Source organism: Sorangium sp. So ce1014, assembly GCF_051521505.1.
GTDB lineage: Bacteria > Myxococcota_A > Polyangia > Polyangiales > Polyangiaceae > Sorangium.
Map to the genome: position 1 here is coordinate 870,378 of NZ_CP150356.1, position 25,412 is coordinate 895,789.

Below are 25,412 nucleotides of genomic sequence, written 5' to 3' on the forward strand. Positions count from 1 at the left end.
CCCGCGAGCTCGGAACGTGAGCTCGACCCTGCGAGGTGTGCGACATCCGTGCCGCCTCGCCGCGCTGCGCGCTGCGTGCCGCGGCTGCGCGTGCGGGCGGGGGCGGCGGCCGGCACGTGGCCCGCCCCCCCGGCTCAGGCCATCAGGCCAGGAGGCCCGGCAGCGGCCCGGTGCACACCCCGGGAATGCCAAACGTGGTCACGTCGTCGAGGCCCATGGCGTTGCACACCGACACGAGCAGGTTGTTGTGCGGCAGGTCGGCGTAGCTCATGGCGCGGCCCATCTTGAAGTACCCGCCCGCGCCGCCCGCGAGCACCCAGGGGATGTCCCTGTACGAGTGCGTGTTGCCGGCGCCGAGCTCGTTCCCCCAGAGCAGCAGGGTGCTGTCGAGCATCGAGCTGCCGTCCACTTCCCTGGCGAGCGCCAGCTGATCCAGCACATACTGCACCTGCTCGCTGTGCCAGCGGTTGATCTTCACGAGCTTCTCGCCGGCGACCGCGTCGTCATCGCCGGCGTGGGAGAGCTCGTGGTGCTCCTCGTTCACGCCGATCCAGGGGTAGTATTGCCAGCTATCGGCGTTGGCCCACATGAACGTGGAGACGCGGGTCATGCCGCAGATGTGCGCGAGCAGCATCAGATCGGTCTGCAGCCGGCCGACCTTCGGATAGTCCTCCATCGCGCGCGTGTCGAACTTCTCCGGCATCGCGAGCGGCGTGCACGAGACCGCCGCGCTCTGCAGCCGCTGCTCGATGTTGCGGATGCCGCCGAGGTGGGCCTCGAGCCGATTCCTGTCCTCGGAGCCGACGCGCGCCTGCAGCCGGCCGATATCGTCCTTGAGGAAGTCCAGCACGCTCCGGCGCTCGGCGATCAGCCGCTGCAGCTCCGTGTCGGAGAGATCCGCGTTGGCGAAGATGCGCGCGTACATCTGGAACGGGTCGTCGACAGCAATGTTCGGCTGGTTCGGGCCGCGGTACGAGATGACGCGCAGCGGCTCCTGCCCCTCGATGCGCACGCCGAACTCGAGCGACGGGAACGCGCTGTCGCCGCCGATGCGATGGGCGATGGCCTGATCGACCGAGATGCGGTCCGCCCAGCCGGCAGGGCCGCCCGCGCCGGTGAAGCTGCCGGCGAGCAGCGAGCCGCCCGTCAGCATCGCGCCGGGGCCCTTCATGTGCGGGCCGCCTGGCTTGTTCGCGCTCGGGACGCCGAGCTCGTCCTCGATCGTCGAGTTCATGTGCACGCCCTTGAGCACAAGCATCCTCTGCTTGTGCTCCTCGAGCGGCGCCAGGATCGGGCCGAGCGAGAGCGGCGCTTCGTGCGCGTCCCCCGGCTGGAAGAACGACGACGGCACCGTGCCGTTCGCCGAGAAGATGCCGATGAAGCGCCGGGCGCCCGGCTGCCTGGCGTCCTGTCCGAACACCGTGGCGCTCCGCCAGATGGGGCTCGTGAGCGCGACGGTCAGGGCGCCGAGCCCGCCGAGCAGCTTGCGGCGGCTGATCTGGGTCCGGAGATCGATCGGGCCTCTTCGCTTCATGGCATCTCCTGCGTGTGCGTATCGATGACGCGACGGTAGAGGAAGGCGTCCGTCGCCACGACGGCGCGGGGCAGCGCGTTCAGATCCTGACCGGCGGCCCGGAAGGTCTCGAGCAAGCTCTTCATCGAGCAACCATCCATGTCCTGTTCGAAGCGGGCGATCGCGAAGCGGAACCACTGGCGCGCCACGCACTCTTCCACCTCGGCGCTGCCCGAGAGCATGGCCCCGAGCTCCGCCACGCCCACGAACTCACCGTTCATGTCGCGGGTGGCGATCACCCTGCCGCTCGCGTCGACCGGCTTGCCGCCGTCGAGCTCGCGGTAGCGGCCGAGCGCGTCGTAGCTCTCGAAGCCGAAGCCGATCGGGTCCATCAGCTGGTGACAGGCGACGCAGCCCGGGTCCACCTCGTGCTGCGAGAGCCGCTCGCGGGTCGAGCTGCTCTGGTCGACCTCGGGCGGCTTGGGGATATTCGCCGGCGGGGCCGGCAGCTGCTGGCAGAGCAGGGCCTCGCGCACGAACTTCCCCCGGTAGATCGGCGAGCTCTCGGCGGGCTTCGCCTGCACGGCGAGCAGCGCCGGGAGCGTCAGGAGGCCCGACGCGGTGCCGTCCGTGCGCTCGAGCGCCTGGAAAGAATCGTCGCCGGTGACGCCGTAGTACCCGCCCAGGTCCTTGTTGTAGAAGACCGTCGTCGAGGTGAAGAGCGCGCTCAGCTTGCCGCCTTCGTTCCGGAGCACGTGCTCGAAGAAGGCGTCGGCCTGCCCGCGCAGCGACTCGCGGAACGACCGCGATTGCCACTCAGGGAAGGCGTTCTCGTCCTTCACCACGCCGGTCACGGCGTTCAGGTGGGTCCAGCTGCCGAGGAAGCGATGGACAAGCTTCTTGCCGCGCTCGTCCTCGAGCATCCAGCCGAGCTGCGCCGCGACGCCCTCCTTGCTGGTCAGGCTGCCGCCTTCGATCGCCTCGTTCAGCCGGGCGTCCGGCAGGGTGCCCCACAGCGTGTAGGAGAGGCGAGCGGCCACCTCGTACGGAGAGAGCTTCACGGCCCGATCGCCCACCTTCTCCGAGGTGCCGATCTCGACGCGGTACAGGAAGCGCGGCGATTGCAGCATGCCGCGGAGCAGGAGCTCGATCCCGTGCTCGTAGCTCGTCTCGGCGCCGGCGCTGAAGAGCTGCAGGTGTCGCTCGATGTCTGCCGCGTCCGTGATCGGCGCGCGGTAGGCGCGGGCGCCGAAGGTCACGACGAGCTGGCGCGCGCACTCGCGCGGCTCGGCGCCGCCCTCGCAAGGCGCCACCTCGCCGAGCGCCGTCGGATCGCCGACGATCGCCGCGGCGATGGCGTCCGCCGCAGCCTGGAAATGCTCGAGCTCGACCTGCGTCACGTCCGGCTGCAAGAGACCGAACGCCGACGCCTCGTTCGCGGAACCGAGCGCCGCCTCCAGGCCGGGTACGTCCCCGGCGAGGTCGCGCACGGTGTTCAGGTACTGCTCCCGCGAGAGCAGGCGCATCGGCGAGGGCCCCGGATCGACGACGTTCGCGTCGCACGCCAGCGCCTCACCGGGGCCCATCGACCCCGTGCCACCGCTGCTCGAGCTGCCGCCCGTGTCGTCCCCGGGCGACGAGCCATCGCCGCCGCCGCCGCCCAGGTTGCCGATACACGCCGACAGCGTGAACGCCACGGCGAGCAGACCCACGCTTCCGTGAGCGGTGGATTGATCAATCAAGGATGGTTTCATTCAGGGCTCCGCTCGGGGCTACCGGCACCTCCGGGTAGGTGGCGGGCGGGCTCTCGCGCGATCACATTTTATCGCCGGCGAACCGCGGAGAAGCTTTGATTGGGTACGAAAGGGTGTGTCTCCGGGCGACGAGCTCCGACTCGATAGCGGGAGCGGCTCGGCTCATGGCCCTTCGACGTGACAGCACACCGAGCAATCGTAGGCATCGAGCGCCTCGCGCCCGGCGCACGCGACGGGGCCGCATTCGGTTCCCTTCAAGGCGCCGCAGCTCGGGAGGCATTCACCGCCGATCTCGATCGAGTGCGGCGGATCGCAGGGCGTGTCGTTGCCCGGAGGCTCGTCGCCCTCCGGCGTGAAATACAGCCGATCGAGACCCACGCCGTCGACGGCATTCGCGAGGACGAGCTCGTGAGCTCCCGCCGCGAGGGAGAAGCGGAGCGGCTCGCCGTAGCGCGTGTCGTCGTGGAGATCGTCCCAGAACCAGATCTCGCCGGCGCTGATGCGCCAGAGGGTCCAGGGGCCGCCGTCCACCTGGAACCAGAGACGGTTGTTGATGGCGTTCGGAGCGTGAATCCGCCCCCAGATCACGTACTCTGCGCCGCTCGGCGCCTCGAAGCGGTAGCGAGCGCGCGCGAGCCCCGGCGCCTCGCCCGAGCTCATCCCGCCGGGGGGTACGATGAAACGGCCTCCGGAAGCGCGGCTGTCCTCGCCCACGGTGAAGCCTTCTGTCAGCTCTCCGAGCTCCGCCTCGACGTACGACGCACCGGACACGACCGGCGTGAACGCGCCAACCGAGGTGATCTCCGCATCACACCCGGAGGCCGCGAGGCCGCCGAGCGCCGCGATGCACGCGGCCGGCCAGCGCTTCACGGCGGATCCAGGAACCGCTTCAGCTTCGCGCTGTGGGGGCTCCCGGGATACTGCTTGACGAAGGCCTGAGCGCGCCGCTTCGCCTCCTGCGCGTTGCCGCGCGCGGCCAGCACGTCGATGGCCAGCACCTCGCGCTCCTGCCGGAGCACGCCCTTCGGGAACTGCGCGCGCAGGCGCTCGAGGGTCGCCGCAGCCGCCGCCGCATCTCCGGAGCGCAGCTCGGCGCGCGCCTCCATGAGCAACGCGCTCTCGGCGCGCAGCAGGTCGGTCGGCTTCGGCCCGCTGTCGGCCGGCTTCGGCCCGCTCGGCCTCCGGCCCGGCTCCCCCGCGGGCGGACCCTCCACCGACGGCTCGGGGAGCGCCCTGGGCTCCGGCGCCGACATCACCGGGGCCTGCGGCACCACCGCCGGCGCCGGCTCCTCGCCCGCCGCGCGGTGCGACGCGGGCGCCTCGGCCGGAGAGGAGAGCGCCCAGTAGGCGCCGCCGAGCACCAGGCCGCCGCTCACGAGCACCGCCGCTGCCTTGGCCGCGAGCGCCGGCGACCCCAGCGAACCGACTCCCGCTCTCGCGGCGGCGGCCGCGCCGGAGCCGGCCGTGACGCCGACGGCCGCCCCCGCCGCCAGCTGGCTCGCGATACCGCGCCACGCGCGCTCCTTGGCGCCCTCGGGCGGCCCCACGTGGCGCACGCTCCCCAGGAGCTCGCGCTCGAGCGGGTCCGCTCCGCTCCTGGCGCTCAGCAGTCGTTCCGGATCCCCCGTCACACGGCCTCCTTTCGGTCCGTGCCTTGCGCCAGGGCGAGACGCTTGACCTCGCGCGAGAAGGCCTCGCGCGCCAGGCGAAGGCGTGAGCGCACGGTACCCACGGAAATGCCCAGCAGGTCCGCGATGTCCTGACCGGACATCTCCTCGAGCTCGAACAGGACGAACACGAGGCGCTGCGGCTCCGGCAGCTTGTTCAAGAGGACCTCCGCCGCCTGCGCGCGCTGTCGCGACTCCGCGCTCAGCGCAAGATCCTCGGGCGCGGCGCCATAAAGGTCCATCTCCGCGGCGTCGGTCGTGACCTCGCGCCGGAACCGCGCGGAGCGCCGGTAGTCGCTCGCCACCCGATGGCAGATGCCGAAGAGCCAGGTCGTGATGAGCGATCGACCTTCGAACTCGGCGAGCTTCAAGTGCGCGGTCAAGAACACCTTCTGCGCCAGGTCGAGCACGTCCGCCTCGCGCACGCCAAGACGCCTGAGCGAGCACCAGACGAAGTTGAAATGCGCGTCATAGAGGGCTCGAAACTTCGGGTCCGGTGTGCTCATGCCCGTGCGTCCGGGGGACCTGCTAGCGAGCGAGAGGAACGAAAGCCGCAAGCGCGGGCGCGGATTTGTGCAGATACGATACCACTCGGCCCCCTAGTGGGGACGCCGGCCCGGAGCGATCACAAAAAAATGCGCGTGCACCGGGCTGCGGCTACGCTCGCGCCGTCCCCATGCGGAGCAGTCGCGCTCTCCTCGCCGGTTGCTGCGCGGCTCTGGCCACCTCGGGCGCTGCCAGCGCGCAAGACGAGCCGTATCTGAGCGTGACGCGCGGCGACGGCGCCGAGAGCTGTCCGGACGCGGCGCGCCTCATCGAGCGCGTCGAGCAGCTGCGCGGTCGACCCGAAGCGGGTGCGAGCGGCGCCTACCACGTCGACTTCACCCGCGGCGCCGGCGGCTTCGGTGCGGCCATCCGCAGCGGAGGCGGCGCGCGTGTGCTGCGCGATCGCGGTCCCAGCTGCGCCGCGCTCGAGCAGGCGACGGCGGTGACGCTCGCCCTGCTGCTCGACTCCGACGCGCGGCCGTCGTCCCTGCCGGAGCCCGACGCCGGCGCGCGCGACGCGCCTTCGCCTGCCCCCGAAGCGCCGGCGCCTTCGCCCGGAGCTGCGGTGGAGACGCCGCTCGCGCCGGCCGGGCCCGCGGGAGGCGACGGCGGCGCGCAGGAGGGCGAGGCGCCGAGCTCGGAGCGCGGCGTCACGCGGCTCACGCTGGCGGCCGGCGCCGCCGGCCTGTTCGGCGTGGTGCGCCCCGTGGCGCCCGCGCTCTCCGCGGAGCTCGGCATCGGCGGCGCGCGATTCCGAACGACGCTTGGCGCCCTATGGCTCGTTCCTCAGACGCTGAAGCACGGACCGGGCGAGCTCCGCGAAACGCTGCTCGGCGGCGCCGTGCGCGCCTGCTTCGCCGCTGCCGGCACGGAGGCGCTGCGCTTCGAGGTGTGCTCCGGCCTTCATGCCGGCCGGCTGAAGGTGGTGGCGAGCGGCTACACGCGGAACGACGTCGCGGAGACGGCGTGGCTGGCGGTGCCGCTGGAGCTGTCGCTGGCGAGCCTGGCAGGTCCGCTCGGATTCGACGTCGGCGCCGCCGCGCTGGTGCCGCTCCGGCGCAACGATTTCTCGGTGGATGGCGTGGGCGTCGTGTACCGCTCGCTGCCGGTCGGCGCGCTTGTATCGCTCCGCGCCGTCGGCATCTGGGCGCTCTAGAGTGGCATGTCTCCGATGCGGCCTGGAGCCGCGGGCGCGCTTGCGGCAACGCTCCTTCCAGGGGTGGATTCCCGTCGGCTCCTGACGACGGAGCGCGGTTTGTGTTGTCCAGGCCGCACTTGACAAAGTGTACCACGATCGTAAAGCTCGTCGGGCGCGCCAGCCAGGCCCCGTGGTGCTCTGGCTCGTGCAGCGCCGCTCCAGGCATGAGGTCGTCTTGTCATGAATGATTCTCGGCGTCGCAAGGGGCTCCGGCTTGAAAGGGCGCGCGCTTCAGCCCAGTTCAAAGACGGCAAGTTCCAGAACCCGTCGGGCGCCGGCCCCGGCATGAACGGCTCGACGTTGCCCGTGCTCGGCGAGTTCTTCTTTCGCCGCGGCCGGCGGGAGCCGCCTGGGCCGCTGCCGCTCGCGCGGCCCCACGAGACCTGGGCTCGACGGAGCGCCACCGGCCTGCGGGTCACGTGGCTTGGCCACAGCACCGTGCTCCTCGAGCTCGACGGCCGCCGCGTCCTCACCGATCCGGTGTTCGGCGACCGCGCCTCACCCGTCTCTTTTTTGGGGCCGATGCGCTTCCACCCCGTTCCGGCCGCGCTCGACGAGCTGCCGCCGCTCGACGCGGTCCTGCTCTCGCACGACCACTTCGATCACCTCTGTGCTCCCACCATCGAGGCGCTGGCCCGCACGCGCGTCCCCATCGTCGCGCCCCTCGGCGTGGGGGCGCACCTCGAAGCGCTCGGCGTGGACCCCGCACGGATCACCGAGCTCGACTGGCATGAGCGCGCGGAGGTCGGCGGCGTTCGCTTCACCGCGACGCCCTCCCAGCACTTCTCGGGTCGCGGGCCGACCAGCGGCAACACGACGCTGTGGGCCTCATGGGTCATCGAGGCAGAGCGGCGCAAGGTCTTCTTTTCCGGCGACACCGGGCTGACCCCCGAGTTCGCGGACATCGGCCGGAGCCACGGCCCCTTCGACCTGGTGATGCTCGAGGTCGGCGCGTATCACCCCGCGTGGGGGACGATCCACCTCGGCCCGGAGAACGCGCTGACCGCATTCGAGATGCTCGGCGGCGGCACGCTCCTGCCTGTTCACTGGGGCACCTTCAACCTCGCCCTCCACGACTGGGACGAGCCGGCCGAGACGCTGCTCTCCCTGGCGACCGAGCGCCGCGCGCGCATCGTGACGCCCCGGATCGGCGCCGCCTTCGAGCCCGAGCACATCGACGCTCCGGCCCCGTGGTGGCGAGCCGTCGCCGGCCCTCGGTGACGGTGGAGGGGATCGTCGACGGACCTCGATGGGCTCCTCGAGGAGAGCCCCGTCACATCGATTCGACCGATTTGAGCATCTCCGGGATGAAGTGGAGTCGCGGCCGGAGCAGCCTGTCGCGGCGCCCGAGCTGCCGGACCTGGAGCACGGCGCCGGACGCGGCGCCGTTCGCCGCGTCGAGGAGGTCGTCCGTGAAGATGTAGCTGTAGTTCTCTTGCCGGGTCGGGGTCCTGTCCTGTGCGGCGGCCTCGGGGATCGAGACGCAGAGAACCAGCAGCGCGGCTTGGACCGAAAAGAGCGATCGTGACTTCATCATGCCTCCTCGCCCTCATCGGACACGAGCGAGGACCGCGCATTGGGACCCTTTTTGCCGGGCTCGATGTCGCGCCGCGGAGCACGCCCGCGCGGCCGCGGCGCGCGGAGCTCCCCGCGCCGGAGCATGCTCCGGTGCCGCGCTCCAGGTGGGGGATGCGCCGCTGTGTTCTGCGCCGACAGGCGCGCTCGATGTCGCCGCGGAGGGCTCCCTGGACGGAGCGCCGGATCCGGCGACATCGCAGGTGACATCGCCGACCTTCCGCGTAGAATCAGCCCCGATGCTCATCCGCAGTCGAAGGAGCACGGCGGCCAGCCTCATCGTTGCGGTCGTCGCGGCGCTCGCCGTGGTCGTCCCCGGCGGAGCGGCGGGCGCGGCCGAGGAGGCGCCGGCGAAGGGGGCGAGCGGCATCGCCGTCGGCGTCCAGCTGGAGGCCCTCGCGGACGTCAAGGTCGCCCGCGCCGAGGTCGCCCGGGGCTCCAGGGTGAGCGTGGCCCGGCTGATCGAGCGTCAGGGCCGGCTCACCGCCCTCGACGTGGAGCTCGCGGACGGCCACGTCGCGCGCGTGGCGATGGCGACGGTCCGCGCGTCGTTCCGCGTCCTCTCCGAGTAGCGCGCCCTCTCCCCGCCGCGCCCCTGCCGGGCCGCGCCTCCTGCTCCCCACCGCGCCTGCCCGGCCGCGCCTTCTTCGCCCCCGCGCGCGATCGCGGCTAGGGTGCCGCCATGCGGAACCCCGCCAAGGTGCGCGTCGCCGTCCTGTTCGGCGGTCGATCGGCCGAGCACGAGATCTCCCTCCTCTCTGCCCGCTTCGTCGTCGAGGCGCTCGACCGCGATCGCTTCGAGCCGGTGCTCATCGGCATCGACAAATCCGGCCGCTGGCTGCTCCAGGACGAGGCGCTGCTCCTCGGCGGCGCGCGCGACCCCCGCCTCGCCCGGCTGAACGACGCGATGCCGGAGATCGCGCTCGACGCCCACCCGGGCCCTGCCGGCGAGGCCACGCTGGCCGTGCCGGGCGGCGCGCGCTCCCCGATCGACGTTGTCTTCCCCGTCCTGCACGGGCCGACAGGCGAGGACGGGTGTGTCCAGGGCCTCCTCGAGCTGGCCGGCGTCCCGTACGTCGGCTCCGGTGTCCTCGGCTCCGCCGTGGGCATGGACAAGGACGTGATGAAGCGGCTGCTCCGTGAAGCGGAGCTCCCGATCGTCCCTCATGTCACGCTCCGCCGGGCCGCGTGGGAGCGCGATCGCGGCGCGTGCCTCGAGCAGATCGCCGGCCTGTCCGCCGCCGCGGCGGGCCGCTTCGGGCCGATCTTCGTCAAGCCCGCGAACCTCGGATCGTCCGTCGGGGTCCGGCGCGTGACGGCGCGCTCCGAGCTCGAGGCGGCGGTCGAGCACGCCTTCGAGTTCGACCTGAAGATCGTCTGCGAGCAGGGCATCGAGGGCGTGCGCGAGATCGAGTGCTCCGTGCTCGGCGACGACGATCCCATCGCCTCGGTGCCCGGCGAGATCGTGGTCGGGCACGCCGATGGATTCTACTCCTACGCCGCGAAGTACATCGACGCGGAGGGCGCCACGATCAGGATCCCGGCCGACCTCTCCCCGGCCGAGGCGAACGCCGTGCAGCTGCTCGCGCTCCGCGCGTTCGGCGCGCTGGAGGCGTCGGGGATGGCGCGCGTCGACCTGTTCCTCTCGCCCGATCGCGAGCTGTACGTGAACGAGATCAACACCCTCCCCGGCTTCACGGCGATCTCGATGTACCCGAAGCTCTGGGAGGCGAGCGGCATCCCCCCCCACGCGCTGATCGAGCGCCTCATCGCGCTCGCGCTGGAGCGGGGCGCGCGCAAGGCCCGCCTCCGCACGAGCGCCTAGCGCCGCGCCCCGGCTCCGCTCCCCCTCACGCCGGATCGAGCCGCACGCCGGCCGCCCCGATCGCAGGCCGCCGCACGAGGCACGGCCCGAGCGCGTCCAGGAGGCGCGCGTGGCGCTCGGGCGGCGCCCACACGAGGAGGTGCCCGCCGCCGCCCGCGCCGCACATCCGCAGCACCTCGACCCCGAGGCCGTCGAGCTTCCGCTGCAGGGAGAGCGCGATCGCGCTCGCCGCCTCCGAGAGGCGCACCTTCGCGGCGGCCCCGCGGCGCATCCCCGAGAGCACAAGCGCGAGCGACCCGAGCTCGAAGCCGCGAGCGACCTCGCCGGCCGCGGCGACGAGCTCGCCCTTCGCCTCGCTCGCCGCGGCGGCGTCCATCCGAGCCAGCACGTCGCCGGACACGCGGCGCACCGCCGTGTCGACGAGCAGCAGCCCGGCCGAGAGCGCGGGCACGAGCTCCGGGCAGCCGATCGCGAGCGGGCGCACCCCGGAGCAGCCGCGCGCGTCGAAGGCGAGATCGAGCAGCCCGCCGAACGCCGCGAACACCTGATCCTGCGCGCCGCACGCGTTGCCCAGGCGCTCGCGCTCGATCGCGACCGCCTCGCGCGCCAGCTCCTCCGCCGCGGCGCCCTCTCCGACCGAGGCGCGCAGCGCGAACAGCGCCGCCACCGCCACCGACGCGCTGCCGCCCAGGCCAGCGCCGGGCGACATCTCGCTCTCGACCCGGAGGGCGACCCCGTCGCCCACGCCCGTCGCGGAGAGCGTCGCCTCGATCAAACGGAACGCGAGGTCGTCGCGCGGAGGATCCCCGCGGCGCCGCGTGAGGACGAGCGCCGCGTCGGCCCCCGCGCCCCCCGCGCCGGCGCCCTCCGCCGGCCGCTGCCCCTGGCCGCGCGCGGCGAGCTCGATCCGCACCCAGCCCCGATCGAACGGCTCCACGGCCACGCGCACGCGCAGATCGATCGCCGCGCCCACGACGCGCCCGCCGTCCTGCCGGGCGACCCCCGGCAGGTCGCTGCCTCCTCCGGCGAAGGAGACGCGCATCGGCGCGCTCGCGGCCGCGCGCCACAGCGGGCTTCGCAGCGTTCGCGGCGCGGAGAGGGAGCCGGCGCAAGGGGTGCTCATGCTGTCCTTCATTGCAGGCGCGATCCACCTCGAGGCGAGAGGGCCCCAGGGGACCGAGGCGGGGCGCCCCGCGGCGGCACCCTGTGCAGGGAGCGAGCCAGCGATGGAGCGCCCGGCGTGCACGCACGCCCGCGCCCGCGGAGGGATCGAGCCGCGGCTTCCAGCGCCGTCCTCCGGTGATGCATGCGCGCCGCGCGGTCTTCGTTGTGGTTGGGTCGTGGACGGAGATCACGGGAGCGGCCCGGCGCGCGGTGCGCCGCGTCGCCCGCCGGCGGCGCTCAGTTCAGGTCCTTGCTCGCCGGCTCGTCCCGGGGCGCGGGCTGCGCGCGCGCCGCGTCGAGGATCCGGTCGATGACCCTGAGCCCGGCCGCAAACATGTCCCGCTCAGCGCGCTCGCCCCCGGCGTGCACCTCGGCCGCCTTCTCGCGCAGGGTGAGCGCGTCGCGGCGGACGACCGGGAGGCGGGCCGCGGCGGCCGCCTCGGCGATGCACCCGGCGAGATCGTAGACGAGGAACGCGTCCTCCTCGCTGATCCGCGGCTCGGCGCGGCGCACGCCGGCGCGCGCGCGCGCCGGGGCTCCGCCTGCGCGACCCCTGTGGACGTACGGCGCGACCTCGCGAGCGCCGTCGTCCCCGAGCGAGCCGGCGGAGACGCGGTCGAGCAGGCACGTCAGCTCGGCCCGGTAGGCGGCGAGCACGAGCGCGCAGAGCGCCCCGCGATCGCGCAGCGAGTAGAGGATCAGCTCGAGGAGCCGGTCAGACCGGGTCGCGCAGTTTTGCATCGCTGCCTTGTACGGTGTTCGCCCCCGCGACCTCAATCCCGAACGCCACCGCCCGCGGCGGATCCAACGGCGGACGCAGGGCGCGTTACGGCGCGCGGGCGCTGGGGCGGCTCGCGCCGATGTGCTGCCAGCGCGGGGTCGAGGTGGGGGGCCCCACGCGGCAGTTGCGGAGCTGCGCCGGATCGGTCAATAGGTCCGACCCTCCTGCGTCAACGGGCAGCGACAGATGTCCGGCGTACTGACGCTGCTGCTCAGCCTGTCACCTGATCCTCATCGTATCGGCATTCCCGTGACCGCGAATCGTTCTACGAGCCCCACGCACACCGAAGAGCAGTCCACCGAGCCGACCTCGGCCACCGGCATCACCTCGCCCACCCAGCCCGCCGACGGCGCGCCCGGCGCCGGGATGAGCGCGCAGGGCGAGGCGATCGTGAGCGAGGAAGAGGCCCTGCTCGCCCGCGTGACCACGCACCTCGCCTCGGTCGCGACAAAGCCGTCGCGGCCGCCGCCTATCGAGAACCACGAGGAGCAGCTCCTCTCGCTCCGCGATCAGATCGCGGCGGCGCGGCTGGAGGACATCCCGGCGCTCGTGCAGCAGATGGAGCGCCTGCAAGGGATCGCCGCGCGGCGGAGCGAGAACGTCGTCGAGCCCGTCGATCCGAAGGCGCCGTACTTCGGCCACCTGCGCCTGCGGGAGAAGGGCCGTCCCGAGCGCGACGTGCTCATCGGGCGCACGACGCTCGTCGACGCGAGCGCGGGCGTGCGGATCGTCGACTGGCGCCACGCCCCGGTCAGCCAGATCTACTACCGTTACGAGGAGGGCGCGGACTACGAGGAGACCTTCGGCGAGCGCGAGGTCGAGGGCACTGTGCTCGTGCGGCGCACGGTGACCATCGACGACGGCGAGCTCTGCCGCATCTCGGCGCCGCAGGGGACGTTCGTGCGGGCGCCCTCGGGCTTCCGCGAGATCGCGACGCGGGCGGCCGAGCTCGCCGGCGGCCAGGGCAGCGCGGTGCGCCCGGAGGACATGCGCGACATCGCGCGCGCGGCGACGGGCGGCGCGCGCGGCGGGCTCGGGACCGGGGCGACGTTCCACGCGCGCGAGGACCGGCACCTGCCGGAGATCGCCGCGCTCCTCGACCCGCGGCAGTTCGAGCTCATCTCGAAGCCGGACGCCGGCATCGTGGTCATCCAGGGCGGCGCCGGCAGCGGCAAGACGACGATCGGCGTCCACCGGCTCGCCTTCCTCGCCTACAACGGCGGCCGCCGCTTCACCGCCGACAAGATGCTCGTCATCGTCGGCAGCCCCGCGCTCCGCGCGTACATCGGCGAGGCGCTCCCCGCGCTCGGCCTGGGCGGCATCGCGGTGGAGACCTTCGGCGAGTGGGCGCGCGCGGCCAGGAAGCGCGCGTTCCCGTGGCTCGAGGCGCCGATCGAGGAGAACACGCCCTCGGTGGTGACCCGCTACAAGACCCACCCGGCGATGCTCCACCTCCTCGAGCAGCGCGCCTCGGAGCTCAAGGACGACGCGCGGGCGCGGCGCGACTCGCGCGGGACCCTCGCGTTCTGGGCCGACGTGCTCACCGATCTCGACCGGGTGACGGCCGCCTTCGCGGCGGCGAACGACCCCGAGTTCGGCCCCGAGCAGGTGAAGCGCGCGTGGCGCTGGTGCGCGGACCGCTGCCCTGCGGTGCTCGACCTCGACCCCGGCGATCGCGCCGAGCGCAAGGCGGCGATGGCCGACGAGCCCGCGGACGACGACGACGACGATCGCGGCGCCGACAGGGCCGAGGTCTCGAGCGACGACCGCGCGGTGCTCGATCCGGAGGACGACGCGCTCCTCCTGCGGGCGTACCAGCTCCTCCGGGGCGAGCTCCGCAAGGGGAAGAACGTGCTCGTCTACGAGCACCTCTTCGTGGACGAGGCGCAGGATCTGGCGCCGATCGACCTCGCGGTGCTGCTCGGCGTGGTGGCCGAGCCGCGCAGCGTGACCCTGGCGGGCGACACGGCGCAGCGGCTCTTCATGGACTCCGGCTTCCGCGACTGGCGCGCGACGCTCGACGACCTGGGCCTGTCGCGGGTCGACGTCGAGCCGCTGCGCATCGCGTACCGCTCGACGCGCGAGGTGCTCGCGTTCGCCCGCGCGGTGCTGGGCCCGCTGGCGGATCCGACGCCGCCCCTCGCGCCGCGCAGCGGCGCGCCGGTCGAGCACCACCATTTCCCGAGCGCCGGCGCCGCCGTCGCGTTCCTGGCGGACGCGATCCGCCCGCTGTTCGCCCGCGAGCCCCGCGCCACGCTGGCGATCCTGGCGCGCCACCCCGAGCAGGCGGACGTCTACTACGACGCCCTCAAGATGGCGGAGGTCCCGAACCTCCGGCGCGTGCGCGCCTACGAGTTCGCGTTCCGCCCCGGCGTCGAGGTGACGGAGATCCGGCAGGTGAAGGGCCTGGAGTACGACTACGTGGTGCTTGTCGACGTGAACGCGTCGACCTACTCGGCGGACGCCGAGTCGCGGCACCTGCTCCATATCGGGGCGACGCGCGCGGCGCACCAGCTCTGGGTGATCTCGACGGCGGCGCCGTCGCCGCTCGTGCCGGACTGGCTGGGCTGAGGGACGGGTAGGGGGCCACCGTCCCGGGGATTGCGGCGCTACGGCGGCTCCGGCTGCGGCGGCTCCGGAGCGAGCGCCGCGCGCCCGGACAGGCGACTCCGCTGCTGCGCGCGGGAGCGGCGCGGCCGGCGCGGCGCGGCCGCTGCCTCCCGCACAGCCTCGCTCGCCCTCCGCAGGCCCGTTCGCGCGCGCGAACGCTGGCGTGGACCGCCTGCGAGGACGCCGTCGGTCGGAGGCGCGGAGCCCATTGCCGTCTCGGCTCGCTCGTCTGATCGGAGGGGCTCAGCCGCGGTTGCCTCGCTCGGCACGCGCGGTGGACACAATCGACAGGGTGCCGAGAGAGAATCCTTGACCAGGGCGGGTCTGTGAGTAGATTCCACCTCGCGCGGTGGAGCAGCCTGGTAGCTCGTCGGGCTCATAACCCGAAGGTCGTGGGTTCAAATCCCGCCCGCGCAACCACGACCCAAGAAGCATCAAAGTAGCAAAGCATCAAAGCAGCAAGAGGACGCGAGGATTGGCCATCACAGGCCACCTCGCGTTTTTCGTTTTCTGGGTCGACATCGCAACACAAGGAACGCCGGCGGAGCGGCGATCTGAGGGGCTCCGACGAGCCGCCTTTCCGGTGAGCCCTGTCGTCCTGCGCGTCGCCTGCTCGTCCAGTGCGACCCTCGCGCAAGGCGTCCCGGGTTCCCCGGCCGCAACTCGCGCCCTGGCCCCCCGCCGCTCCACCAGCACCGGAGCGCGTCCGGCACGGGGCGGTCAGGGACGGTAACGGGTCGCTTCTCCCACGGAGCCCCGAGCGTCCGTGGCGCGAACTCCCTCGCTTCTGCCGTTGTCCTCGCGCAATGCCGCGCCGAAGGCGGCCTCGTGGCCTGCTGCGCGCCCCGGCAGAGCCGCGCGAAGCGCACGAGAGCCCGGAGAGGTGGCCTGCCCGCTTCATCGGACGTGGCTCGCGAGCGCCCGGCCTGCTCTCCACAGCGCCGCGCCCCCGGCCTGCTCCCCGCGGCGAGCGCCCTTCCGCGGGGCGCCCGTGCCGGCGGCGCAGCCGTCTCGCCGTGCCCTGGGCGGGCCCTCTTGCCACGCCGTAGGCAGGCGCCGGCTCCGTGATGTAGGATGGCGATTGCGGCGGCTCTGTACTCTGAACGCGCGCGCCGCGGCGCGCAACTCACCGATGCAATCCCGGTAACCTCCAGCGGACAACCCACGATGGCCAAACCGAACGATCCCTTCGCACCCCCGACCAACACGCGCGGCTCGGCGACGCCGGGGGATGCCGCCAAGCCGCAACGCAGCATCAGCGTGCCTGCTCCCGCGGCGCGCGCGCTGCCCGCCGCGGCATCGGCCGGACCCGCCACCCAGCGCGGGCCGGGAGCCTACGGCGCGCCCGATTTCCTGAGCAAGGCCGCGCGCACAGCGCCTCCGGCCGAGCTCCTGAGCCAGCGCACCATCGAGCTCGTGCAGTGGTCCTGGGCGAAGGTGATGCCCATCTCGGACGCCGCGGCGGCGCTGTTCTATGAGCGGCTGTTCACGCTGGATCCGTCGGTGCGGCCGCTCTTCAAGAACGATATCGCCGAGCAGAAAAAGAAGCTCATGCAGACGCTCGCGGTGGCCGTCGATGGGCTGAACAACCTGCCGAAGCTCGTGCCCGTGCTCCAGGGGCTCGGCGTCCGGCACCAGGGCTATATGGTGGCCGAGCGCCATTACGACCTGGTGGGCGAGGCGCTGCTCTGGACGCTGCGCGAGGGGCTCGGCGACGCCTTCTCGAGCGACGTCGAGTCGGCGTGGAAAGAGGTCTACGGCGTCGTCTCCGACGTGATGAAGAAGGCCGCCGCCACGCACGTGGCGGTGGGCACCACGCAGGTGCTCCCGCCGACGCCGGCGCCGGGCGCGAGGGATGGCTCCCGGCTGAACGCCCCGCCGCCGGCGCCGGGCCCCGCGGGGCGCCCGGGGGCCGCGGAGCCGGCGCAGCGGCCCAACTCGGTGCCGCCGCCCTCGTCGGCCAAGATGGCCGCGCGGACCCTCGTCGGGGTCGTCCCCCCCTGGCAGCAGGGCGAGCCGCCGGCCGCCGGGACCGCGGCGGCGGGCGCGAGCGCGAGCGCTGTCACGTCGATCAGCCCGCGCACCATCGAGCTCGTGCAGCGCTCGTGGGCGAAGGTGATGCCCATCTCGGACGCCGCGGCGGCGCTCTTCTATGACCGTCTCTTCGAGCTCGATCCGTCGGTGCGGCCGTTCTTCAAGAACGACATCACCGAGCAGAAGAAGAAGCTCATGCAGACGCTCGCGGTGGCCGTCGATGGGCTGAACAACCTGCCCAAGCTCGTGCCCGTGCTCAAATCGCTCGGCGCCCGGCACCACGGCTACATGGTCGTCGATCGCCACTACGACCTGGTGGGCGAGGCGCTGCTCTGGACGCTGCGCGAGGGGCTGGGCGACGGCTTGACGAGCGATGCCGAGTCGGCGTGGAAAGAGGTCTATGGCCTCATCGCCGACGTGATGAAGAAGGCGGCCGCCGAGCACGCCGGCGGCGGGGCCCCGGGCAAGGCCGAGGCGGCGCCGGCGCCGCGCGAGCGCCCGCAGCGACCGCCCCTGTCGGAGCCGCGGGAGCCGGCCGCGCAGAGCGTCACGGAGGTGATGCCGCGGAAGAGGCGCCCGGGCCCCCTCGACGAGGACGCCGACACGCTGCACTACCAGACGAACCCGGCCCACGAGGCCCTGGCGGCCAGCGGCCTCGACCGCGAGGAGCGGCGGGCCCCGACGCCCGCCGCCGGCGCGAAGGCGAGCCCGGCGAGCCCGCAAGCACTCGTCCTCCCGTGGTCGGGGCAGGACATGGTCCTCAACGTCCACCTCAAGCTGGACGGCCCGCTCGTGACGGTCCCCGCCGCGGCGCAGGTGGCCCCCGCGGCGCCGGTCGTGCTGGAGCCGACCGGGCCGAGCGGCCTCGTCGCCGGGCTCGCGATCGGCCTGCTCGCGATCTCCGCCTCGATGGCCACGGCCATCCTGCTCACGGTGGGCGGGCCCGACAAGGCTGCGGCCGCGGCGGGCGCCGCGGCGGACAGGGCGTCGCCCAGCATCGCGTCCCTCGCGACCTACGCCGTGCCGATCATCGTCACGGTCCTCGTCCTCTCGGCGTTCACCATGGGCCACGTCCTGGGCCGGGGCCGGGTGCGGAGCGACGCGGGGCGGCTGTGAGCGGTGCGCGCGGGTTGTGACCTCGGGCCGACGCATGCGCTGGGCGAGCGCAGGGGTTTGATGTCAATATGGGAATACGCTTCCGATGATCGCGGATCCGGCGATGACGCTGACCCACCTGGTAGGACAATGGCTGGGGCCCTTCCAGTTGATCCAGCTGCTCGGCATCGGCGCGATGGGCGCCGTGTACCTGGCCAGGGACAGCGTCCTCCAGCGCGACGTGGCGGTGAAGCTCATCGCGAAGGGGAGCGCGGACACGGATCTCGACCGGCGCGACCGCTTCCTGCGCGAGGCGCGCGCGGCGGCGCGCCTCCTCCACCCGAACGTGGTGCAGATCTTCCAGGTCGGTGAGGACGAGGACGTCCGCTACATCGCCATGGAGTACGTCCACGGCCTGACCATGGCGCAGGCGGCGAAGCAGCACGGCGGCCGCCTGCCGGAGCAGTTCGGGATCGAGAAGATGCGCGAGGCCGCGGCGGCGCTCGAGCTCGCGGCGTCGTACGGCATCTCCCACCGCGACATCAAGCCCGCGAACCTCCTGCTCACCGCGTCGGGGACGCTCAAGATCGCCGACTTCGGCCTGGCGTCCCACCCGGAGAGCGGCCCGCTCGGCAGCACCGGCACCTCCCGCACGCTGGAGGGCACGCCGTTCTACATGAGCCCGGAGCAGTGGACCGGGCAGGAGATCGCGCCCCCGTCCGACATCTACAGCCTCGGCTGCACCTTCTACCACCTGCTCGTCGGCCGGACGCCGTACTCGGCGCGGGACCTCGCCGGCTGCTTCCAGGCGCACTGCCAGGCGCCCGTCCCGGATCCGAAGCTGTCGATGCCCGACATCGATCCGCTCCTCGCGGAGCTCCTGCGCCGCTGCATGTCGAAGCGGGCCCAGGAGCGGCCGTCCGCCGGGCACATCGTGGCGTTCCTCGAGGACATGCTGATGCTCCGGCGCAGCAGCGTGCGGCCGCGGGAGCTGCCGGAGCCGAAGGGCTCCGCGATGGGCTCCGGGGTGGATCTCGCCGATACGCGGATAAGCCAGCTCCCGCTGCCGACGAGGGGCACGCCCGCGACGCCGACGGGCACGATCCTGGTGAACACCTCGAGCACGAGCGGGCATTTCACCGGCCAGTACAGCTACCGTGACCACTTCGGGCTGACCGGGTATCCGTTCAGCGACATCCGGCAGCCGAGCTCCTTCTGGGATGCGGGCCCGTATGCCTGGATCCTGAGGACCCTGGCGTCGCAGATCGTCGCCGGGCAGCGCCCGGCGATCCTCGTGGGCGAGCCGGGGAGCGGCCGGACGTTCGTGTGCGAGATGATCAAGAACAAGGTCCCTCGCATCCAGGTCTTCTCGATCGAGCCGCAGCTGCTCTTCGGGACGCGGCCCCTCGTGTCGCTGTGCAGGCAGGTGGGGGCGTCCGCCGTCTCACCCACCCTGAGCCAGCAGCAGCTCGTCGACGCGTTCCTCGGGCAGGCGCTCCTCCGCACCGGGTCGGACGCGATCGCGGTCCTGGTCGTCGACGGCGTCGATCCGGAGGATCACGACCTCCTGATGGAGCTCCACGACATCCTCCGCTGCGCCCCCCCGGGCAGGCTGTCGATGATCCTGGTGGGCGCCCCCGATCTGCCCCCGACCCTCGCGTCGAACGGCGTGCCGCGCGAGCTCTACTCCGGCGCGCAATCGCTCCTGCTCCCTGGCATGACGCAGCAGGAGATGATCGAGTACATCGATTTCAGGATGCGGTCGGTCGGAGGGAGCGGGCGGGGGCTCAACCTGAACCTCGCGTCACAGCAGCTGCTGCACGCGAGGAGCGGCGGCAGCCCGAAGCTCATCAACATCTACTGCCATAACGCGCTGACGCTCGCGGCGCTCCAGGGCGAGCCCGAGGTGAGCCTGTCGTCCATCCGCCTCGGCATGAAGAGCAAGAGCTACCTCACCGCCGAGGCGGCCGTGGCCCTGCTCCGCGGCTGAGCCGCGCGCCCCGCTGCCATCACCTCTGCCGGTCTGGCCGTGGGCTCATTCTCGTCCTCCGAGGGGCGCGGAGCACTCTACAGCAACCCGGCTTCCCGAGCCAAAGGGCATTGGGCCCGGGGTTGAGCCCGACCCTGTTCTAGCTATCGTTTCCGACCGCTGGCGGCGCCGCCTGCGGCGGTGGTTTGGCCTTGCCCCCCGGCATGGAGGCGAGCACCGCCTCGTCCGTCATCGGAGCGCGCGGCACGTTCTGCGCGCGTCCCAACCGTGCTCTCGAGTGCTTGTCATTGACGATGCACCTGCCGCGCGTGTAGGCGCTGAGCCGGTCGCGCGCGTCCTGCTTGCGGCACGCGCCGAAGGATCTCCTGATCAGCGCGAACCCCGCGCGAAAGCACTTCTCGCGGTCCGAGACGAGGTCGTCATGCGACCACCCCTCCCGCGTCTTGCCGGCGCCGACGCGGATCTGGAGCAGGCAGGAGTCGACCCCGGAGCCGCGCGCGAGCTTCCCGAGGCCGAGGTCCACGTCGCGACGGTAGCCGCTCTCGAAATAGGCGATCGACAGGAGCAGCGCCATCGTCTCGGCCCGCGCGCGCGGGCCGCCGAAGACCGGCTTCAACTCGGGATCATACGCCACCTTCGCCGCCGCGCGCGCGATCTCGTGGTAGCGCGCGCGGCCGTCCTCGGGCGTCTCGATCGCGTCCTTGATGTGACTCGTCCCGGGCGGAGCCCATGTGATCATGATGCTGACCGCCCACGCGATAATCGACTCCATGACATATGTAAGGTCCTGGTCTCCCTCTGCGTCAAGCATTTAGAACAGCCTGGCTGGGATTATCGCCATGCATTGTATGATCGCGTGCCGCTCAGCGCGCATTATAACGCCCTCGTCGAATTGCCAATCGTGCGGACGGAGGTACGCAGTGCGCAATTGATTTCGCACCCGCTTCGCACCCGCGTGATCTCGCGACGTTTGTCGCGGGCATGAAGCGTGGATTGAGCGTGGATTGGCTGCCTCCGATCCCCGGGAGAACGACTCGCCCTCATCGAGGCCGCGCGAGGATCGGAGCGAGGACGGGAGCGACGGTGCCGCGCTCTCCGGGGCGGGCGAGCCACCCCGGCGCGGCGCGCATCACGCCCTCTCGGCGGCGTCTTCTCCGGAGGTCGCGCGCGTGTCCTCGAGCCGATCCACCGCGCGCAGCTCGGGGAACAGCCATCCCCAGAGCGCCACGACGGCGATCGTCCCGAGGCCGCCGACTATCACGGTCGGGACGGTGCCGATGAGCCGCGCGAGGGTGCCCGACTCGAGCTCTCCGAGCTCGTTCGAGGCACCGACGAACACCATGTTGACCGCGCTCACGCGGCCGCGCATCTCGGGCGGCGTGGCGAGCTGCTCCAGGGTCATCCGCACGACGACGCTCACCATGTCGGCGGCGCCGATCACGGTGAGCGCGGCGAGCGAGAGGAGGAAGCTGTGCGACAGGCCGAACACGACCGTCGCCAGGCCGAACAGGCCCACGCAGAGGAGCATCTTCGTCCCGGCGTGGCGCCCGATGGGCCGGAACGCGAGGAGCACCGCCATCAGCCCGGCCCCCACCGCGGGCGCGGCGCGCAGCACGCCGAACCCCTGCGGGCCGACGTGGAGCACGTCGGTCGCGAAGATCGGCAGCAGCGCGACCGCGCCGCCCAGGAAGACGGCCGCGAAGTCGAGCGAGATGGACGCGAGGAGGACCCGCGTCCTGAAGACGTAGCGCAGCCCGGCGAGCGCCGTGGCGAGCGACGGCGGCTTCCTCTCCAGGCGGCCGGTGCGCGCCCGCACGGCCAGGAGGCCGGCGCACGCCGCGGCGAGCGCGAGGCTCGCGCTCAGGTAAACAGGCGCCGGCGCCTTCCAGAGGGCGTAGATCACCCCGCCCAGGCTCGGTCCGCCGATGGCCCCGACCTGCCAGAGCGTCGACTGCCACGTCGCCGCGTTCTGGAAGTGCGCCGCGGGCACGAGGGAGGGCAGGAGCGACGCGCCCGCCGGCCCCTGGAAGGCGCGCACCGTGCCGAGCAGCACGAGGACGGCATAGATGGCCGGCACGTTCGGGCTCGGCGAGCGCGCGAGGAAGAAGAGCGCGAGCGCCGCGAGGGACGAGGTGAGGTAGCAAAGGACGAGGATCCCCCGCCGATCGAAGCGATCCGCCGCGTGCCCGGAGGCGAGCGACAGCCCCGCGATGGGGAGGAACTGGGCGAGCCCCACATAGCCGAGCGCGAGAGGATCGCGCGTGAGGTCGTAAATTTGAAACCCCACGGCGACCGACTGCATCTGGTACGCCAGGGTGGCGAGCAGACGCGCCGCCGCGTATGCGCGAAAATCCCGTGACTCGAAGGCGGCGAACGGCGACGCGGGCTTCAGGGCGGTGAGGTCGACGGCCATGAACGGGTCCGGGGGACGTTCATGGCGCATCCCTGCGAGCGCTGCCATCGAGGCAGCGAGCGTCGCGCCGGTCGCGCTGCGCCGGCGCGGAATGCTGGCGCGCCGACCCGGAGCCATGGTATGCGGCGGCCCGACATGACACCCCTAGGAAACGACGCCTCACCAAGACGAACGCGCGACCTCGCCGAGCAGGCGTGGCGCGCCTGGACGCTGCTCGGAGGTCACGCCCGCCGCGAGCGTGACGACGATCGCCGCGACGACGACGACGACGACGACCTGCCGCGCCCGAACGCGATCGCCACGCTGCTTCCGTGGCTGAGCCTCGCTGGCTCGTCGCCGCGGACCGCCTGAGCGGCGCGCCCCTCAGGCGCCCGGCGTCGTCACCCGGAGCGCCCCGTCGCCGGCGCTCACGACGCGGTCCTCGGTCGCGACGCGCGACCAGCTGAACTCCCGGAGCAGCTCCGCCGGCGTGCACGGCTCGGGGCGATCCCGCAGGCCGACGCAGCAGGCGAGCGCGCCGCAGAGCGCGGGCGCGCTCCGGGCGAGCGCCGCGCCGCGCGCCGCGCCGTGCGTCTTGGCCAGCTTGCCGCCGCGCTCCTCCAGGAGGAGCAGGTGGTGGCGGTAGACAGGCGCCGGCAGCCCGAGCAGCGCCTGCAGCGCCGCCTGCGTCGCGGTGCTCGGCGCGATGTCGCGCCCCCGGACGACGCGCGTGACGCCCGCCGCGCCGTCGTCGACCACCACCGCGAGCTGGTACGAGAACGCGCCGTCGCGCCGGCGCACCACCGGGTCGCCCATCGCCAGCGCTGGCTCCTGCGACAGGTCGAGCCCGCCCTCGTCGACGGGCCGGAACACCCCGTCCGGCAGGCGCGCCCGGATCGGCTCGACGCTCGCGCGCCACCCGCCGGGCGGCAGCGCGCGGCCGCGCGCGCGGTTGTCGTACGCCCAGCCGCCGTCGGGCGCGCGCCGGCCGATCGCGCGCACCTCCTCGCGGGTCGCGGAGCAGGGATACAGCGCGCCGAGCGCCTCCAGCCGGTCCATCGCCGCCTCGTGGTGCGCCCGCCGGGTGTGCTGCTCGAGGCGCTCGTCGAAATCGAGCCCCAGCCACGCGAAATCCGCTTCCAGGGCGCGCGCGAGCTCGGGCCGGCAGCGGTCGGGATCGAGGTCCTCCAGCCGGAGGAGCAGCCGCGCGCCACGCGACCGCGCGTCCAGCCAGCAGAGCAGCGCCGCGGCGAGCGTGCCGAGGTGGGCGGGCCCGGTGGTCGACGGGGCGAACCGGCACACCTCGCTCATCGTTCCTCCTGCCGGCGCGGGCCGCGGCGCTCGGGCCGCCCGTGCTCCGGGCGCGCGGCCCGTGTCACGCCGCGCCTCAGAGGAAGCGGGCGATGCGCGCCCGCACGCGCGGCTCGCCCAGCACCGCCATCACCTCGGTGAGATCGGGGCTGTTGCGCGTCCCGCAGACGGCGACCCGGAGCAGCATCGAGACGTCGCCGACATGGCCCTTCCACGACTCGGGAGAGGCCTTGTACTGCTTCACCTCGCCGGCGTAGCCCGAGGCCACCGCGATCTGCCGGATCTTCTCGAACCACGCCTCCTTCGAGTCGGCCGGCTCGAAGACCTCGAGCATCTGCCGGAGCAGCGGCCTGCGATCCGCCTCCGGGACGTTCTCGGGGAAATCGAACGACTCCAGGCCGCTGTAGAGCTCGTCGTAGAAGAAGAAGAGCTGGGAGCGCAGGTCGGGCCAGGTGACGATGCGCTTGTTCGACTTCTTGCCGCCGCGCTCGATGCCGAGCGCGCGCTTCGTGTACTCCGGATCTCGCTCCATCAGCGCGGCGAGCTCCGTGTCGTACGTCCTCGCCCAGTCGAGGCCCTGAGCGTAGACGTCGTCGGCGTTCATCCGGCTCACGACCGCCTGGCTGACGCTCTTCAGCTTGATCAGGTCGCTCAGGGCGCCGCCGGGGGCGAGCTTGTTCAGCTTGAGGGGGAAGGCGGAATAGGGCTTGTCGGGGTTCGCCTTGCGCCAGTCCTCGAACGCGGAGTTGGCGATGTTGAGCAGGTACTCGATCGTGGCCGTCTCCGGGACGCCGATCTCCCGGTAATACTCGATGTTCGCCTCGGGGTCCTTGCGCTTGCTCAGCTTGCGCCGCGCGTCCGAGACCTTGGGCTCGCCCGTCTCCGGGTCCGTCTCCTCCACGCGGTCGAGCTTCTGGATCGGCGGGACGTGGGCGTACTCGACCGGCCTGAACCCGAGCACGCGGAAGAGCTGCAGGTGGAGCGGCATCGACGAGATCCACTCGTCGCCGCGGATCACGTGCGTCGTCCGCATCAGGTGATCGTCGACGGCGTGGGCGAAGTGGTAGGTGGGGATGCCGTCCGACTTGAGGAGGATGGTGTCGAGATCGTTGACGGGCATCGAGATGACGCCCTTCACGCCGTCCTTCCACTCGACCCGGCCGGAGACGTCGTCCGGGGCGCGCAGCCGGAGCACGAACGGGGTGCCGCTCGCGAGCGCCTCCTTCACCCGGGCGAGCGGCGCGTCGCGCCACTTCGCCCACCGGCCGTGATAGCCGGTCTTGAGCGCGACGGGCTTCTGGTCCTGGACCCCCTTCTCCTGGAGCGCCTTCTGCTCCTGGACCGCCTTCTTCTGGAGCGTCTCCTGCTCCTGCCGGATGGCGTCGAGCTCCTCGACCGTGCAGAAGCAGGGGTAGGCGAAGCCGCGGCGGAGGAGGTCGATCGCGTGATCCCGGTAGATCTCGGCCCGCTCTGTCTGGATATAAGGGCCGTAGTCGCCCTGCTGAACGAGCTCGCCGCGCGACGCTCCTCCCTCCTTGGCCGGCGCGCGGAGCACGCCTTCGTGAGGGGAGAGATCGAAGCGTGCCAGCGAGTCGACGATGGTGTCGATCGCGCCGGGGATGGCGCGCTTCACGTCGGTGTCCTCGAGGCGGAGGAAGAAGACACCCTCGCTCTGGAGGGCGAGCCGCTTGTTGATGAGCGACACGAAGACGCCGCCGATGTGCATGAACCCGGTGGGGCTCGGCGCGAAGCGGGTGACCATCGCGCCTTTGGGCAGCGCGCGCCGGGGATAGCGCGCCTCGTACTCCTCGGGCCGCCTGGCCGACGCCGCGGCCTCGCCGAACAGGAGGCGCACGAGCTCGTCGCGGTCCTCTCCGGGGCCCGGTTCGCGGACGGTGACGGGAAGCGTCGTCTCGTTCGAGGCCTGCTTGTCCATGAGGGCGCGTCGCTCCTGGTC

20 protein-coding genes and 1 tRNA gene are annotated in these 25,412 nt (G+C 72.5%); 9 read left to right on the plus strand and 12 right to left on the minus strand.

Features of this window, described 5'->3' with window-relative positions:
* Positions 1 to 142: 142 nt before the first annotated feature.
* From WME75_RS03350 to WME75_RS03370, 5 genes are all read right to left on the minus strand, one after another.
* Positions 143 to 1,534 carry a DUF1552 domain-containing protein gene (locus tag WME75_RS03350; RefSeq protein WP_437486349.1) on the minus strand — a complete coding sequence of 464 codons (1,392 nt, stop codon included), beginning with the start codon at positions 1,532 to 1,534 and terminating at the stop codon, positions 143 to 145.
* Positions 1,531 to 3,255, minus strand: coding sequence for a DUF1592 domain-containing protein (locus WME75_RS03355; protein ID WP_437486351.1), 1,725 nt, complete (start codon positions 3,253 to 3,255; stop codon positions 1,531 to 1,533). The genes WME75_RS03350 and WME75_RS03355 overlap by 4 nt, the downstream gene beginning before the upstream one ends.
* A 174-nt stretch (positions 3,256 to 3,429) precedes the next feature.
* The gene (locus WME75_RS03360) at positions 3,430 to 4,137 is read right to left on the minus strand and encodes a hypothetical protein (protein WP_437486353.1); all 708 of its coding nucleotides are present in this window, start codon (positions 4,135 to 4,137) and stop codon (positions 3,430 to 3,432) included.
* Entirely contained in the window at positions 4,134 to 4,898 is a 765-nt protein-coding gene (locus WME75_RS03365) for a tetratricopeptide repeat protein (RefSeq protein ID WP_437486354.1), read from the minus strand. Before WME75_RS03365 ends, WME75_RS03360 begins: the two co-directional genes overlap by 4 nt.
* Complete coding sequence (locus tag WME75_RS03370; RefSeq protein WP_437486356.1) at positions 4,895 to 5,440, minus strand: RNA polymerase sigma factor; 546 nt, start codon at positions 5,438 to 5,440, stop codon at positions 4,895 to 4,897. The genes WME75_RS03365 and WME75_RS03370 overlap by 4 nt, the downstream gene beginning before the upstream one ends.
* Before the next feature lie 260 nt (positions 5,441 to 5,700).
* Here WME75_RS03370 and WME75_RS03375 point away from each other — a divergent pair, with 260 nt between their 5' ends.
* Together WME75_RS03375 and WME75_RS03380 are read left to right on the plus strand one after the other, a co-directional pair.
* Complete coding sequence (locus WME75_RS03375; RefSeq protein ID WP_437486358.1) at positions 5,701 to 6,636, plus strand: hypothetical protein; 936 nt, start codon at positions 5,701 to 5,703, stop codon at positions 6,634 to 6,636.
* A gap of 222 nt (positions 6,637 to 6,858) precedes the next feature.
* Positions 6,859 to 7,899 carry an MBL fold metallo-hydrolase gene (locus WME75_RS03380; RefSeq protein WP_437486360.1) on the plus strand — a complete coding sequence of 347 codons (1,041 nt, stop codon included), beginning with the start codon at positions 6,859 to 6,861 and terminating at the stop codon, positions 7,897 to 7,899.
* A gap of 52 nt (positions 7,900 to 7,951) precedes the next feature.
* Here WME75_RS03380 and WME75_RS03385 read toward each other — a convergent pair whose 3' ends face one another.
* A complete protein-coding gene (locus tag WME75_RS03385) occupies positions 7,952 to 8,215 on the minus strand; it encodes a hypothetical protein (protein ID WP_437486362.1) in 264 nt (87 codons plus the stop codon).
* Positions 8,216 to 8,492: 277 nt separating this feature from the next.
* Here WME75_RS03385 and WME75_RS03390 point away from each other — a divergent pair, with 277 nt between their 5' ends.
* Both WME75_RS03390 and WME75_RS03395 read left to right on the plus strand, forming a co-directional pair.
* Entirely contained in the window at positions 8,493 to 8,825 is a 333-nt protein-coding gene (locus WME75_RS03390; RefSeq protein WP_437486364.1) for a hypothetical protein, read from the plus strand.
* 110 nt (positions 8,826 to 8,935) lie between these two features.
* A complete protein-coding gene (locus WME75_RS03395) occupies positions 8,936 to 10,078 on the plus strand; it encodes a D-alanine--D-alanine ligase family protein (RefSeq protein ID WP_437486365.1) in 1,143 nt (380 codons plus the stop codon).
* A 25-nt stretch (positions 10,079 to 10,103) separates the two neighbouring features.
* On the opposite strand, the gene WME75_RS03400 is transcribed toward WME75_RS03395, so the two are convergent.
* Positions 10,104 to 11,201 (minus strand): GHMP family kinase ATP-binding protein, encoded by a 1,098-nt coding sequence (locus WME75_RS03400; RefSeq protein WP_437486367.1) that lies wholly within the window; start codon positions 11,199 to 11,201, stop codon positions 10,104 to 10,106.
* Positions 11,202 to 11,479: 278 nt separating this feature from the next.
* Entirely contained in the window at positions 11,480 to 11,983 is a 504-nt protein-coding gene (locus WME75_RS03405; RefSeq protein WP_437486369.1) for a hypothetical protein, read from the minus strand.
* Positions 11,984 to 12,272: 289 nt separating this feature from the next.
* Here WME75_RS03405 and WME75_RS03410 point away from each other — a divergent pair, with 289 nt between their 5' ends.
* The 4 genes from WME75_RS03410 to WME75_RS03425 all read left to right on the plus strand — a co-directional run bounded on the left by WME75_RS03410 (position 12,273) and on the right by WME75_RS03425 (position 19,752).
* Positions 12,273 to 14,594 (plus strand): ATP-binding domain-containing protein, encoded by a 2,322-nt coding sequence (locus WME75_RS03410; RefSeq protein ID WP_437486371.1) that lies wholly within the window; start codon positions 12,273 to 12,275, stop codon positions 14,592 to 14,594.
* 382 nt (positions 14,595 to 14,976) lie between these two features.
* Positions 14,977 to 15,053: transfer RNA gene (locus WME75_RS03415), tRNA-Met, on the plus strand.
* A 747-nt stretch (positions 15,054 to 15,800) separates the two neighbouring features.
* Positions 15,801 to 17,783: a globin family protein gene (locus WME75_RS03420; RefSeq protein WP_437486373.1), complete on the plus strand. Its 1,983-nt coding sequence runs from the start codon at positions 15,801 to 15,803 to the stop codon at positions 17,781 to 17,783.
* A gap of 85 nt (positions 17,784 to 17,868) precedes the next feature.
* A complete protein-coding gene (locus WME75_RS03425) occupies positions 17,869 to 19,752 on the plus strand; it encodes a protein kinase domain-containing protein (protein WP_437486375.1) in 1,884 nt (627 codons plus the stop codon).
* 139 nt (positions 19,753 to 19,891) lie between these two features.
* On the opposite strand, the gene WME75_RS03430 is transcribed toward WME75_RS03425, so the two are convergent.
* A complete protein-coding gene (locus WME75_RS03430; RefSeq protein ID WP_437486377.1) occupies positions 19,892 to 20,524 on the minus strand; it encodes a hypothetical protein in 633 nt (210 codons plus the stop codon).
* Positions 20,525 to 20,881: 357 nt separating this feature from the next.
* Complete coding sequence (locus WME75_RS03435) at positions 20,882 to 22,213, minus strand: MFS transporter (RefSeq protein WP_437486379.1); 1,332 nt, start codon at positions 22,211 to 22,213, stop codon at positions 20,882 to 20,884.
* Between the two features lie 87 nt (positions 22,214 to 22,300).
* Here WME75_RS03435 and WME75_RS03440 point away from each other — a divergent pair, with 87 nt between their 5' ends.
* The gene (locus tag WME75_RS03440; protein ID WP_437486381.1) at positions 22,301 to 22,516 is read left to right on the plus strand and encodes a hypothetical protein; all 216 of its coding nucleotides are present in this window, start codon (positions 22,301 to 22,303) and stop codon (positions 22,514 to 22,516) included.
* 12 nt (positions 22,517 to 22,528) lie between these two features.
* On the opposite strand, the gene WME75_RS03445 is transcribed toward WME75_RS03440, so the two are convergent.
* Positions 22,529 to 23,455 (minus strand): glutamate--tRNA ligase family protein, encoded by a 927-nt coding sequence (locus tag WME75_RS03445; RefSeq protein ID WP_437486383.1) that lies wholly within the window; start codon positions 23,453 to 23,455, stop codon positions 22,529 to 22,531.
* 76 nt (positions 23,456 to 23,531) lie between these two features.
* Positions 23,532 to 25,391: a glutamate--tRNA ligase gene (locus tag WME75_RS03450; RefSeq protein WP_437486384.1), complete on the minus strand. Its 1,860-nt coding sequence runs from the start codon at positions 25,389 to 25,391 to the stop codon at positions 23,532 to 23,534.
* Between the last annotated feature and the right edge of the window lie 21 nt (positions 25,392 to 25,412).